The following is a 13,075-nucleotide window of genomic DNA, read 5'->3' as shown; positions in this document are numbered from 1 at the left end:
TTGCTCCGCTTCTCCGGGGTGCCGTCCGCGCAGCTCACCGCCGACGTGGTGGAGATCGCCGAGCTGGTCGGGGGACGACCGGCGCTCGCCGCCCGCCTGGCCTCGCGGCTCGACGACCGGCGTCGACGCGACCCCACGCCGATCGACCCGACGGTGGTCCTGGACACCGCCCGGGCCCTCGCCGCCCGGGGTGACCCGACCACCGGGCTGTTCGCGGTGGCGCTGGCCCGCCGGGGCGCGGAGTACGGCTGGTCGCGACCCTGGCGGGACCTGCTGCACGCGCTGCGGGCGCACCCGGTCGACGACGTCCGCGACCTCGCCTTCGACATCTCGATGGCGGCGTCCTGACCGATCCCGCGGCGGTCGGGCGGAAGGTCGCCGGGCGCGGGCCGGGTCGGAAAAGGGACACAGTGGATCACCCGCGCGGTGGTAGAAAGCAGGGCAGTGCCTTACTTCCAGGAGATCATCGTGAAGCGTAACCCCGTGTCCCGTCGGTCGCTGCTGGCCACCGGCGGGGCCGCCGCCGTCGCACTCGGCGTCACCGTACCCTCCCGACCGGCGGTGGCCACCCCGGCCGAGCCGCCCGTCGTCACCCCGGCCGAGGCGTGGCGTCGACTGCGTAACGGCAACCACCGGTTCGTCACCGGGCACAGCCGTCATCCCCACCAGAGCCTCGCGGACCTGCGCCGCCTGGCCGCCGGCCAGCACCCGTTCGCCATCACCCTCGGCTGCGCGGACTCCCGGGTCGCTCCGGAGGTGCTGTTCGACCAGGGCCTCGGCGACCTGTTCGACAACCGGGTGGCCGGGAACATCGTCGACGACCTGCTGCTGGGCAGCATCGAGTTCGCCGTGGAGGAGTTCCACAGCCCGCTGATCGTGGTGCTCGGCCACGAACGGTGCGGGGCGATCACCGCCACGATCGACGCCATCCGGACGGGCGGGTCCGCACCCGGCCACATCGGCACGATCGTCGAGGGGCTGCGGCCGGTGGTGGCGCCGGTGCTCGGGCAGCCGGGGGACGTGGTCGACAACGCCGTCCGCGCCAACGTCCGCGCCCAGGTGCGGGCGCTGACCGTACGGAGCCCCATCATCGCCGAGCGGGTGCACGAGGGTGCGCTCACGGTCGTCGGCGCCCGGTACGACCTGGACAACGGTCGGGTCACGCTCGTGGACTGACCTTCGTGCCGGTCACCCGACCGGTGCCCACAGCCGGCCGCTCGCAGGCGATCCGGCCGTCAGCACCGGTCGGGTCCTCCGGGCACGGTGGCGGACCGACGGGCCGGCGGGGCCCACGGCGAAGCGGGCCGCTTGACCAGTATTGATGTGCGGCGATAGGTTCGGGCAACGGGAAAGCGCTTGCCGGACTCGTCGGCGCGTCCGGTGGGTCTGCTCGCCACCATCCCCACCGAGGAGCCTTCATGGCACCAACCACCACGTCCCGACGCCCACGGCGCTGGCGTCCCGCCCTGCTCGCCACCGTCGTCCTCGCCCTCGTCGGCGTCGACGCGGCCGTCACCGCCCCCGCCGCGTCGGCGGCGACCGTCGACACCGGCGCCACCTACGTCTTCGTCAACCGGCACAGCGGCAAGGCCATGGACCTGTACGGCTGGTCGACCGCCGACGGCGCGCCGGTCAACCAGTACGCCCGCAACGACCTCGCCGTCCAGCAGTGGCGGTTCGTCGACGTGGGCAGCGGTTACTACCAGGTCCGCTCGGTGCACAGCGGCAAGGTGCTCGAAGTGCCCAACGCCGACGACGGCGTGCAGCTCGTGCAGAACACGGCGGCCAGCGGCAACACCCGGCAGCACTTCCGCCTCGCCGACTCCGACAGCGGGTACGTGCGGTTCGTCAACCGGCACTCCGACAAGGCCCTCGACGTCTGGGGGTGGTCCACCGCCGACGGTGCGATGATCTCCCAGTACCAGGACCTCGGCGGAGCCAACCAGCAGTGGCAGATGATCACGCTCGGTTCCGGCACCGGCTGCGGCAGCGGCTCGTTCCAGGCCGAGGCGGTGCTCAGCGGCGGCACCTGGACCGCCCGCAACGGCAGCAGCACCGTCTACACCGGCGGCGACATGCGGGCCGCCGTCCAGGCGGCGGTCAACAGCCTGACCGCCGGCCGCACCTCGAAGCAGCGGGTGGTCGTGCGCGGGTCGGGGTCGATCAGCGCCGGCTCGCGGATCTCCCTGCCCAGCTACACCACGATCGACGTCTGCGGCACCGTCAACGTCACCGGCTCGGGCTCCGGCGACCAGGCGCCGATCTACTCGCGCGGCACCACCCAGGTCGAGGTGCAGCACCTCACCGTCACCGGCACCCCGCTGTACGGGATCTTCATGCGCAACGTCACCAACGTGATCCTCGGTCAGATCGACATGCGACTCTCCGCCGGTCTCGGCGTCCGCATCGACAACCGGGGCGACACCAGCCAGTGGAGCCGGAACATCCGGATCGACAACGTGTACGTCTCCGGCGCCAGCTCGCACGCGGTCGAGACGTACGGCGTGGACGGTCTGACCGTCGGCACGGTAACCGCCCGCAACGTCGGCGAGTCCGGCCTGCTGCTCAACCAGACCATCAACGCCACGGTCACCACGGTGGACGCGGAGAACGCCGGCACCGGTACCGGGTACGCGGCGTTCCGGATGGCCAACCGCAACGGCCGGGTCGGCGACAGCTACCCCACCAACATCCGGGTCGGCACGGTCCGGGCGCGCGGCGGCGGCCGGGGCGTCTTCTGCGTCTCCGAGTCCGGTGGCGCGACCATCGACCGGGTGGACATCGCCAACACCGGCAACAACGCGATCCTGATCGAGAACTGCTACGGCGTGAACATCGCGGCGAACGGTGGCACGGTCAGCGGCGGCGGCGAGATCCGGCTGGCCGAGCGCACCGAGTTCCCCGGCAACCGGGACATCACCCTGCGCAACTTCACGCTGGTGAACAACCGGATCCTGGAGAGCCCCTGCGCGGACAACTTCACCATCAGCAACGTGGTGCTGTCCAACTCGACGATCAGCCGCTGCTGACGCCGGGCTGAGTATCCGTCTCCGCAGACGCCCACGGTCGACGCTCCGCCCCCAGCACGGCGAAGCGTCGGCCGTCGGATTTACCGTCGGGTGGACCAGCCCGCTCGAGGTCACCGACTGGGGTCAGACTGCCGGCCGGGACAGCTGGCGGGAGGCGCTGCACTGGTGCCCGTGGCGGGACGAGGCCCTCGCGCCGGATCGAAGACGCCGGAGCGCAGGGCTGCGGCGGCCGCAGCGGCAATACGCTGCGCGAACTCCTCGTCGATGGGTTCGTTGACGACGAGCAGCCGCAGGAAGAAGGGCGCGCCCAGGAGCTCGATCGCGGCCCGGGCATCGGTGCCTTGAGGCAGGTCGCCGCGGGCGACGGCGTGGTTGACGACGGCCTCGGCCAGGCCGAACCGTTCGGCGAAGAAACTGCGGACGATCTGCGCGGCGCGCGGGTTGCGGGGCGCGGCCGCGGCTAGGGCCGTGATCAGGTCGCCAGGCTCGCCAGTCATGCCGCGCCGGATCAGCAACGCCAGTTCTTCGAGGTCAGTGTCGAGCTCGCCGGTGTCGGGGATCGGGACGACCTCACTGGCGTACTCGCTGAGCAGGTCGCCGAGGACGCCTTCCAGGTCGGTCCACCGGCGGTAGACCGACGTCTTGTTGACGCCGGCCGCCTGGGCGATCCGTTCGACGGTCAGCTCGGCGTACCCGTCGACGAGGAGGCCACGGGCGGCCGTAAGGACCGCAGCCCGGACACGGGCGCTGCGCCCGCCCGGCCGCTGGCCTGCAGACATCGGACACCTCCTTTAATGCACCGACTGTTGCGTTACCTCCTTTCATCATGGCAGTCTGAAAAAGCAACACAGGTTGCGGTTGGAAGGTTATGAAGACCACTGTCTGCGTCGTCGGCGGCGGGCCCGCAGGACTCGTCCTGGGGCTGCTGCTCGCCCGGCAGGGAGTGGAGGTCACCGTGCTGGAGAAGCACGCCGACTTCCTCCGGGACTTCCGCGGCGACACGGTGCATCCCTCCACACTTAACATGCTCGACGAAATCGGGCTCGGCGAACGGGTGGCGGCGCTACCCGGGCGCAAGGCCGGCGCGTTGCGCACCACCTTCGACGACGGCACCTATACCGTCGCCGACTTCACACGCCTGCCGGCGCCGCACAACTACCTGTACTTCGTCCCCCAGTGGGACTTCCTGGAAATGCTCGCGACCGAGGCGGCGAGGTTCCCCACCTTCACGCTGCTCCGCTCCACCACCGTGACGGGCCTGCTCCGCGACGCCTCCGGCGCCGTCACCGGCGTGCGCGCCGCGGGCCCGGAGGGCGAACTGGAGATCGAGGCATCGCTCACCGTCGCCTGCGACGGCCGCGATTCCGTGGTACGCCGCGAGCTCGGCCTGCAGCCGGTCGGCTACGGCGCTCCCATGGACGTGCTGTGGTTCCGGATCTCGCGCCGCGCAGACGACGGTGACGGCCTGGCGATGCGGGTCAGCGACGGCGGGCTGATGCTCGCCATCGACCGCGGCGACTACCATCAGTGCGCGTACGTCATCGCCAAGGACGGCTACGACGAGATCCGCGCGGCCGGGCTGGAGGCGCTGCGGGAGCAGGTGACGCGCCGGCACCCGGTCCTCGCCGACCGGGTCGGTGAACTCGCCACCTGGGACGACGTCAAACTGCTGACGGTGAAGGTCAACCGACTGGAGCGGTGGCACGCGCCCGGCGCGCTGCTCATCGGCGACGCCGCACACGCCATGTCCCCGATCGGCGGCGTCGGCATCAACCTGGCGGTGCAGGACGCCGCGGCCACCGCCCGGATGCTGGGCCCGAACCTCGCCGCCGGGCAGCCAGTCACCGAAGCGGACCTCGCCGCGGTACAGAAGCGCCGGCACTTGCCGACGGTGGTGACGCAGAACATCCAGCGCGCCGCGCAGCGGCGCGTCGTCGACCCGCTGCTGCACGCCACCGGCCGCATCGAGGCCCCGGCACCAATCCGCCTGCTGCAGCGGTTCCCGGCGCTTCAAGCCCTCCCCGCCAGGCTCGTCGGCATCGGCGTACGCCCCGAACACCTGCGCTGACCGACGTCCCGGCAGCCGGACGGAGACGTGATCCGCTGCGACGGGACGGACTTCGGTTCTGCCGGTTGCGCCCGCCACCCCAAGTGTCGGACTCATGCGGCATCCGGATCTGCCGCACCGCGCTCATGCCGATGGGCGGGCACGTCTTTCCACCCGCCCATCGGGAGAGGCAACATGGCACTCATGTCCCTGCCCACCCCCACGCTGCACACCACTCGCCTGCGACTGCGTCCCTTCAACGACGCGGACGCGAACGACCTCTTCGCGCTGCACAGCAGCGCCTACGTGCTGCGCTACTGGGACGCGCCGCCCTGGACCGAACGTGTGCGCGCTGAGCGGTTCATAACGGCCTGCCGGCAGATGGCAGAAGCAGGCACCGGGGCGCGGCTGGCCGTGGACCGTGTTTTCGACGGGACGTTCATCGGCTGGTGCAGCCTGAACCGGTGGAATCCGGACTACCGCAGCGCATCGCTGGGCTACTGCTTCGACGATGCAGCGTGGGGCCACGGCTACGCGACGGAGGCCGCGCACGCCTTGCTGCGGTGGGCATTCGACACACTGGACCTGAATCGCGTCCAGGCCGAGACCGATACACGCAACGTGGCATCTGCCCGGGTGCTGGAGAAGCTCGGGTTCGTGCGTGAAGGGACGTTGCGGGAGGACTGCGTCGTGAACGGCGAGGTCTCCGACTCGTGGGTGTACGGGCTGATCAGGCGGGAGTGGCGGCCGTCGTCCGAGCCGGTTCCCGCCCGCTGACGGCGCCGCGACGCGCCGTTCGACCAGGCTCTCGGCGTCGACTCTGCCGCATTGCGGGTGACAATGCCGGTCCGGACCGCCACCATGGCGCCCATGAGAGCGAACGAGGCAGGGCTCCCTGAGCAGCCTGAGGTGGTCCTCATGTGCGGGGTTGCCGGCTCCGGCAAGACGACGTACGCCAAAGACCTCGAGGCCAGAGGTTACGTCCGGCTGTCCGTCGATGAGGAGATATGGCATCGCTTCGGTCGCTACGGCGTCGACTACGAGCCCGACCGATACGAGGAGCACACCGAAGTCGCGAGGCGGGCTCTGCGGGAGCGGTTGCTCTCACTCGTGGCACAGCGTCGCAACGTCGTCATCGACTCCAGCTTCTGGCAACGGTCACGACGGCAGGCATACAAGGATCTGGTCGAACGAGCCGGGGGCTGTTGGCGCCTCATCTACCTCAAGGCCGACCCGGCGCTGCTACGGCAGCGTCTCCGTACGCGAGCTGAACGCTTCGACGCCAACGCCGCTTTTCCGATTACTGACGAACTGCTGGACCGCTACCTCCAGAGCTTCGAGCCGCCGTTCGGCGAGGGGGAGGAAGTCATAGTGGTGGCCGCCGACTGACGAGCCGGCGCAAGTGCTCTCGACGGCACTCGGAGGAACCTGTTCACCGACTACCGTCAGCCGAGGCCCCCGCCCAGTCCGTGCGCTGCCTGGACATCGTCGAGCACGCGCTGCGCGAGGCCGGTGCGGGGCTTGCCGACGTCATCCGGGCCAGGGTCATGCTCGTCGACATCACCCGTCGACGCGAGGCGGCACACGCCCATGGCGAGCGGTTCGCTGGCGTACGGCCGGCGTGCACGTTCGTGGAGCGCCTCGTCGATCCGACCAGGCTGGTGGAGTCCGAGGCCGACGCCGTGGGCGGCCCGGAACGGCCGGTGGTCCGGCCGGGGGTGCCGGCCGGACCACCATCTGGCGTACGAGGGTCAGGCGGTGGTGCCGGTGACGCTGCTGCCGGACCTGGTGACCCGGTAGGTCACCTTCTCCCCGCTCCAGAAGTGGAAGGTCAGGGTCACCGGGGCGTTGTCGTTGACCTCGGCGAAGAACTCGGGCTTCAGGACGATCCGGTTCCCCGCGTAGTCCGGCGCGAAGGCCACGTCGAACTCCTTGTACGACGTCCAGTTGTGCGGGCCGGCGTTGCTGCCGTCGGCGTACTTCGCCTCCATGGTGGCGAGCTGGTCGCCCTTGAACTGGGTGGGGATGCCGAACGCGCCCGTCGTGGCGGTGGCGCCCGACAGCACCGGCCGGTCGTACGTGATCACGTCGATCCGCCACGGCACGCCGGCGGAGAAGTGCGCGTGCAGCGTGGCGTTCACGCCGTACGCCCGGCTGCCGTGCAGGCGGGTGAGCGCGGCGGCGGTGAGGGTGAGCTGGTCGCCGCTGAGCGTGTAGTCGGTGCCCCGGACCAGGTCGGTGGTGCCCTGCCGCAGCGCGACGAACGAGGTGCCGTTCAGGTTCAGCGTCAGGGTCTTGCTGGTGATCGCGCTGGCCCGCGCGCTGAAGACCTGGTCGGACGAGGCGGTGCCGGATCGGGTCGTCCAGCTCGACCTGATCTGCGCGAACAGCTCCGGGTCCTGCCACCGGAACCCGGTGCGGTGGAAGTGCTGGCCGTTGTCCCAGAGCATGGTGGTCAGCTTCTTCGTCCGGGCGTAGTGCCCGAGGAACTCGAAGAACTTGAGCTTCTCGCCCTGCTGGACGGTGCCGGTGTGCCGGTCGAAGCCGAGCAGGCCGTACTCACCGATGATCACCGGGATGCCCCGGGCGACGAAGGCGTCGTGCACCCGGTCGAAGGCGTCGGTCAGGTCCTTCTGCACGGTCGCGTCGAAGCGGGTGCCGCCGGCCACGTTCACGCTGAACGGCCAGTAGCCGTAGAAGTGCACGGTGGCGATCAGGTACCGGTCGTTCAACCCGGTGAACGTGGTCAGCAGCTCGTCGACGCGGGCCTGCTCGGAGGAGGTGTGCAGGGTCGGCAGCACCAGCAGCCGGGTGGCGTTGTTGCCGCCGGAGGCCCGGACGATGCGGTGGAACGAGGTGTTCAGCTCGTGCAGCAGCGTCGCGTTCTGGGCGTCGCCGGAGCTGCCGGTGAACTGCGGCTCGTTGACGCTCTCGAAGACCAGCTTCGACGAGGAGCCACGGAAGGCGGTCGCCAGCTGGGTCCAGATCGCGTTGTACTTGTTGAGCACGTTCGTACGGTCGGTGGGCATGGTGTTGACCCACTGCCACGAGTCGTGGTGAATGTTGATCATCACGTAGAAGCCGTCGGCGAGCGCCCAGTCGACCACCTCCTTCACCCGGTTGAGGTACGCCGCCTCGATGGGGTAGCTCGGCGCACCGCCCAGGTGGGCGCTCCAGGTGACCGGGATACGGATGCTGCGGAAGCCCTGGGCGCGGACGTTGTCGAGCAGCTCGGGCGTGATCCTCGGGTTGCCCCAGGCGGTCTCGTCGCTGCCGACCGAGTCCAGGGAGTTGCCGAGGTTCCAGCCGGGTTGCATCGCGGCCACGGCCGTCATCGCGTCGGAGGCCGGCGGCGGGGTGGTCGGGGGCGGGGTGGTCGGGGGCGGGGCGGAGGTCGGCGGGGCGGAGGTGCCGCCGACCGAGCCGGTGCAGGTGACCCCGTTCAGGGCGAACGACGTCGGCGCGGTGTTGCTGCCCGACCAGGAACCGTTGAAGCCGAACGACGTCGACGCGTTGGTGGCGAGCCCGGCGTTGTAGCCGACATCAGCGGCGGTGACGGTGGCGCCGGAGGAGGTGACGGTGGCGTTCCACGCCTGGGTGACCTGCTGGCCGGAGGGGAAGGTCCAGGTCAGTCGCCAGCCGTTGACCGCATCGCCGAGGTTCGTGACGGTGACGTTGGCGCTGAAGCCGCCCTGCCACTGGCCACCGACGGCGTAGGTCACCTGGCAGCCGACGGCGGCCTGCGCGGTGCCGGTCATCATCAGGGCGAAGCCGACCACCAGCGCCGTGATGGTGCCGGTGACCAGGCCGATCCGCCATCGGGTTCGTCGTAGGGTGCCGCGGATACCGGTCATGACGCTCCTTGCGGGACGGTGGTGCTGCTCCGGTGGGGGTGGGACGCCCGCCGCGCACGCCGGCCACGTCCACGTCCACATCCCGCGCAGATTAAGTTTAGATTCCAAACTTTGTCAATCGGCCAACGCCGATCAATGTCCAGCACGCCCCCCACGGGCTTCATCTGCTCACGGCGACCTGACGACACGCACTGGGGTGCTTTTCATCCCGCCGGGCAAGTGTGGCCCAGAACGAGGTTGGCGGCGGCGCGGGCAGCAGCGTCGACGGGCCCCGACGCCTACCCCGTCGATCATGGAGTTGTGGCGCACGATTCGCGGCTGTTGCAGAGGTTTGATTGGTGCCCGGACTCCATGATCGACGGGGCGAGGAGGCCCGGAGGAGGAGTTTCCCACTCGCGAGACCCGATCGACCGCTACGTCCTGGGTCGCCTCGCGCCCAGGGGCGAGGTTGTCCGTCCGTCCACCCAGGACGGCTCACGGGCGCGACGGTGTCCGCTCGCCTTCGCCGGGCCGCACGGCCGGGCCGCCCTCTGGCACTGGCCGGCTCACCGCCGGTCCACCCCCGGCACCTCGCGTCCGGCGCTGCATGCGAAGATCGTCGCCGCTGACGACCGGGCCGCGCTGATCAGCAGTGCGAACCTCACCGACCGCGCGTTGCGACACAACCTCGACGTGGGCGTGGTGGTACGTGAGATAAGCAAATTTCGTACAAGACCCGGAACGTCACCAAAAGTCAATATTTGCGGTATGCAAACCAGTTCCACACCCGTGCGACCCGATGATACGAACTCCCCGTCACACGTCGACGCGCACCTGTACCTGCTGACCACGATGGCCTTCTTCGGCAGTGCGTTCGCCAGCTCGAAGGTGGTGGTCGGTCACCTGCCCCACCAGGTCGCGGCGGTGCTGCGCTTCGGCGGCGGGGCGGTCATCCTGCTGCTGATCACACTGGTCATCAGTCGACGGGGCACCGGCGCCTTCTCCTGGCGGGACGCGCTGCGCGCCGGCGCGGTCGGGCTCCTCGGCGTCTTCGGATACAACGTCTTCTTCTTCTGGGGCCTCTCGCTCGCCCCGTCCATCGACGGCACCGTCATCGTGCCCGTCCTCAGTCCGGTGATCACCACTGCCGTGATGATCGCCATCGGTCGGGAACGCCCTTCCACCTCCCGGCTCACCGGCCTCCTGCTCGGCCTCGGCGGGGCGGTGGTGTTCTTCCTCGGCGCCGGGGTCGCCATCGACAGTCGACGGCTCACCGGGGATCTGATCTACCTGGCCGGCGCGGCGGCCTGGGCCGCCTACAGCATCACTTCCAAACGGGTGCTCAACCGGACCGATCCGTTACGGGCGACCACGGCGGGCACCGTGGTCGGCGCGCTGGCCCTGGCGTTGTTCGCGGCGCCGTCGGCCGGGGACGCCGACTGGTCGGCGGTACCCGGGCACGTCTGGGCCAACGTCGTCTACCTCGCCGTCGGCCCGACCGCCGTGGCGTACCTCTTCTACTACCGGGGCCTGCGCTCGGTGAGCCCCACCACCGCGACGGTGATGATGTTCGCCGCCCCGCTGTTCGGCATCACCTGCGCGGTGGCCTTCCTCGACGAGTCGTTCCACGCCCTCCAGGTGGTCGGCGCCCTGATCATGGTGGTCGGCGCGCTGCTGGCGGTGGGGGGACAGTTCGTCCGCCGCGCCCCCGCCCCGGCGGGCCGGGCGCCGGAGCGCGCCGGGCACGGGTCGACGTTCGCGCCACCGGACCGTACCGGCCGGGGTTGAACCCGAGGATGCGCTTGAAGTGGCGGTTCAGGTGCGACTGGTCGTAGAAGCCGACCGCAGCCGCCGCCTGCCCGGCGGGGAGTCCGTCGCGCAGCAGGCCCCGGGCCAGGTCGACCCGACGGGAGATCACGTACTGGTGGGGTCCGATGCCGTACTCCCGAGAGAACGCCCGGACCAGGTAGGTGGCGTTGACGTGCAGGGCACGCGACGCCTCGTGCAGGCTGACCCCCTCGACGACCCGCTCGTCGAGCAGGGTCCGGAGGCGGCGCGCGACCCGGGGGTCGTGCGGGGTGGCGGGTGCCGGTGATGTCCGCCGCTCCAGGTGCATCCGCAGCCGCTCCGCCACGAGGGCGAGGTGGGTCTCGGCCGCCAGGTCGTCGCCGGGCTCCGCGAGCAGGTCGTGCAGCAGGTCGATCCGCCGCCACAGGACCGGGTCGACCAGCCGGGGACGCGACACGGCCGGACCGACCAACCGGTCGTCGAGGTACGAGGAGTCGAGGTAGAGCACCCGCTTGCGGAACCCCTCCGGGGTCACCGGAGCGCCGTTGTGCGGCACGTGTGGCGGAAGCAGGGTCACGACCTGCCGGAAGGCGTCGTGTTCCCGGCCGTCGAGGTCGTATCGGACGGCCCCGTCGTCGACGACGAGCAACGCCCACGTGTCGTGCAGGTGCATCGGGTAGGCGTGACGGGTGAAGCGGGCGTGCAGCACCTCCGTGATCCCACCGATGGAGGGCGACCACACGTGCACATCCGGACGCTCGGGCACTCAGCCGACTGTAATCGGCGACGGCACTCCCCCGTCGAGCGGGACGAAGCGGGGCGGGCACCAACACGCAGGGTGTCCGCCCCACCCCGACGGGCTATGCCGCCTCGACGGGCTCCACCGCCGGAGGGGGCATCTCCCGTAGCCGGCCGACCGGAGACAGCAGAATCGGCACCAGCATGACGATGGCAGCGGCCGACATCGCGAACAGCGCCTCCCGTACCCCGATCGCGCCGCCGAGCACACCGCCGACCGGAGCGCCGATCGCGCCGAAGCCGACCATGAGCATCCGCATGGCGGCGTTCATCCGGCCGAGCAGCGCGCGGGGCGTGATCGTCTGCCGGAGGCTGAGCACCACGATGTTGCCGGTCGTGACGCCGCCGAACATGAGGAAGTACAGCGCGGTGTAGAGCGCCACCCGGACCGGCGGCGTCCCGCCGACCACGGGGATCAGGGCGCAGGCGGCGAAGGCGACCGCCAGCGAGCCCACGTAGACCCGGCCGAGCCGGAACCGGCCCAGCAGCCGGCTCGTGACGAGCGCACCGACGATGCCGCCCACCGCGCCGACCGAGAAGACGAGTCCCAGCAGCGCAGGGTCCAGGCCCTGGTCACTGACCACGTAGATGAGGAAGAGCGACTGCACGCCGGCGGTGACGAAGTTGCAGGCGGCCCCGACCAGGGCGATGGCCCGCAGGTACCCGTCGCCGACCACCCAGCGCAGCCCCTCGCCGAGTTCGGCCGACAGTCTGCGCCGGCGGGCCGGTGCCGTGGGGACGGGCTCCCGGGTCCGGATCAGCGCCAGCGCGATCATCGAGACGAGGTAGGAGAGTGCGTCGAGGGCCAGGGTGACCGGGGCGGTCAGCGCCCCGACCAGCGCACCGCCCAGGGAGGGTCCGGCCGCGTCGGCGGCCGACGACGTCGCGCCCAGCTTGCCGTTGGCCATGACCAGCTGCTCCGGGTCACGCACCAGGACCGGTACGTAGGACATCCAGCACACGTCGAACAGGACGGTGGCGACGCCGACGCCGAAGGTGACCGCGAAGAGCACCCAGAGGTGCAGTTGGTCGACGGCGGCGAGCAACGGGACGGCCCCGATCAGGACCAGCCGGGCGAGGTTCGACCCGATCAGGACCGGCCGGCGGCGACTGCGGTCCACCCACACCCCGAAGGGCAGGGCGAAGACCAGGAACGGGACCAGTTGCAGGAACCGGAGCACGCCGAGTTCCTCCGGCCCCGCGCCGAGGGTGAGGACCGCGGTCAGGGGCAGCGCCAGCGCGGTGACCTGACTGCCGAAGAGCGAGACCCCCTCGCCGAACCAGAACCTGCGGAAGTCGGCGTTGTGCCGTAACCGCCGGGCCGCCGAGCCGGCAGCGTCCGGAGCCGGTTCGGACGGCCCGGGGACGGCCGTCGACACCGGACCGGTCCGGGCGGCGACGGTCGGCGCGGGAGCCGGATCGGCGCGTGGAGCGGCAACTGCCGGCCCGGGCGGGGGCGCGTCGGTGGTGGACACGGCGGTACCTCCAGGTTCAGCGAGACGACGGCGTGGGGCCGCCGGTCCGAGGTGACCGGCGGCCCCAGCCGAGGGATCGGTCCGACGTGACCGACGGCCCGCCCG

General features: G+C 70.7%; 10 protein-coding genes and 1 pseudogene. 7 read left to right on the top strand and 4 right to left on the bottom strand.

The genetic code is table 11. The annotated features are described in order from the left end of the window. The 3 genes from IGA62_RS26515 (at position 1) to IGA62_RS26505 (ending at position 3,029) form a co-directional block, all read left to right on the top strand. Positions 1-348 (top strand): hypothetical protein, encoded by a 348-nt coding sequence (locus IGA62_RS26515; RefSeq protein ID WP_145818329.1) that lies wholly within the window; start codon positions 1-3, stop codon positions 346-348. Between the two features lie 120 nt (positions 349-468). Next, the gene (locus tag IGA62_RS26510) at positions 469-1,176 is read left to right on the top strand and encodes a carbonic anhydrase (RefSeq protein WP_145818330.1); all 708 of its coding nucleotides are present in this window, start codon (positions 469-471) and stop codon (positions 1,174-1,176) included. 242 nt (positions 1,177-1,418) lie between these two features. After that, positions 1,419-3,029, top strand: a complete 1,611-nt coding sequence (locus IGA62_RS26505; protein ID WP_145818331.1) for an RICIN domain-containing protein — start codon at positions 1,419-1,421, stop codon at positions 3,027-3,029. A gap of 110 nt (positions 3,030-3,139) precedes the next feature. On the opposite strand, the gene IGA62_RS26500 is transcribed toward IGA62_RS26505, so the two are convergent. Further along, positions 3,140-3,808, bottom strand: a complete 669-nt coding sequence (locus IGA62_RS26500; protein WP_145818332.1) for a TetR/AcrR family transcriptional regulator — start codon at positions 3,806-3,808, stop codon at positions 3,140-3,142. Between the two features lie 89 nt (positions 3,809-3,897). Between IGA62_RS26500 and IGA62_RS26495 the strand changes: the two genes are divergently transcribed. The 3 genes from IGA62_RS26495 (at position 3,898) to IGA62_RS26485 (ending at position 6,465) form a co-directional block, all read left to right on the top strand. Further along, positions 3,898-5,097 carry an FAD-dependent oxidoreductase gene (locus tag IGA62_RS26495; RefSeq protein ID WP_145818333.1) on the top strand — a complete coding sequence of 400 codons (1,200 nt, stop codon included), beginning with the start codon at positions 3,898-3,900 and terminating at the stop codon, positions 5,095-5,097. Positions 5,098-5,280: 183 nt separating this feature from the next. Further along, positions 5,281-5,853 carry a GNAT family N-acetyltransferase gene (locus tag IGA62_RS26490; RefSeq protein ID WP_145818334.1) on the top strand — a complete coding sequence of 191 codons (573 nt, stop codon included), beginning with the start codon at positions 5,281-5,283 and terminating at the stop codon, positions 5,851-5,853. Between the two features lie 93 nt (positions 5,854-5,946). After that, positions 5,947-6,465, top strand: a complete 519-nt coding sequence (locus tag IGA62_RS26485; RefSeq protein WP_198501124.1) for an AAA family ATPase — start codon at positions 5,947-5,949, stop codon at positions 6,463-6,465. A gap of 362 nt (positions 6,466-6,827) precedes the next feature. Here IGA62_RS26485 and IGA62_RS26480 read toward each other — a convergent pair whose 3' ends face one another. Beyond that, positions 6,828-8,930, bottom strand: a complete 2,103-nt coding sequence (locus tag IGA62_RS26480) for a cellulase family glycosylhydrolase (RefSeq protein WP_190289219.1) — start codon at positions 8,928-8,930, stop codon at positions 6,828-6,830. Positions 8,931-9,065: 135 nt separating this feature from the next. Between IGA62_RS26480 and IGA62_RS30825 the strand changes: the two are divergent. Next, positions 9,066-10,532: pseudogene (locus IGA62_RS30825) on the top strand (EamA family transporter); the annotation flags it as partial. Between the two features lie 31 nt (positions 10,533-10,563). Here IGA62_RS30825 and IGA62_RS30360 read toward each other — a convergent pair. Both IGA62_RS30360 and IGA62_RS26465 read right to left on the bottom strand, forming a co-directional pair. Beyond that, positions 10,564-11,463, bottom strand: coding sequence for a helix-turn-helix transcriptional regulator (locus tag IGA62_RS30360; RefSeq protein WP_190289218.1), 900 nt, complete (start codon positions 11,461-11,463; stop codon positions 10,564-10,566). Between the two features lie 94 nt (positions 11,464-11,557). Continuing rightward, positions 11,558-12,970, bottom strand: a complete 1,413-nt coding sequence (locus IGA62_RS26465) for an MFS transporter (protein WP_198501122.1) — start codon at positions 12,968-12,970, stop codon at positions 11,558-11,560. Between the last annotated feature and the right edge of the window lie 105 nt (positions 12,971-13,075).

The organism is Micromonospora sagamiensis (assembly GCF_014680085.1).
Classification (GTDB): Bacteria; Actinomycetota; Actinomycetes; order Mycobacteriales; family Micromonosporaceae; genus Micromonospora; species Micromonospora inyonensis.
The sequence above is the reverse complement of the archived record's forward strand: the minus strand, read 5'-3'. Positions and strand labels throughout refer to the sequence as shown.

Excerpts from the sequence above, each read along its gene's own strand:
- IGA62_RS26505 (WP_145818331.1), top strand. The coding sequence starts at position 1,419 with ATGGCACCAACCACCACGTCCCGACGCCCACGGCGCTGGCGTCCCGCC.
- IGA62_RS26500 (WP_145818332.1), bottom strand. The coding sequence starts at position 3,808 with ATGTCTGCAGGCCAGCGGCCGGGCGGGCGCAGCGCCCGTGTCCGGGCT.
- IGA62_RS26495 (WP_145818333.1), top strand. The coding sequence starts at position 3,898 with ATGAAGACCACTGTCTGCGTCGTCGGCGGCGGGCCCGCAGGACTCGTC.
- IGA62_RS26490 (WP_145818334.1), top strand. The coding sequence starts at position 5,281 with ATGTCCCTGCCCACCCCCACGCTGCACACCACTCGCCTGCGACTGCGT.
- IGA62_RS26485 (WP_198501124.1), top strand. The coding sequence starts at position 5,947 with ATGAGAGCGAACGAGGCAGGGCTCCCTGAGCAGCCTGAGGTGGTCCTC.
- IGA62_RS26480 (WP_190289219.1), bottom strand. The coding sequence starts at position 8,930 with ATGACCGGTATCCGCGGCACCCTACGACGAACCCGATGGCGGATCGGC.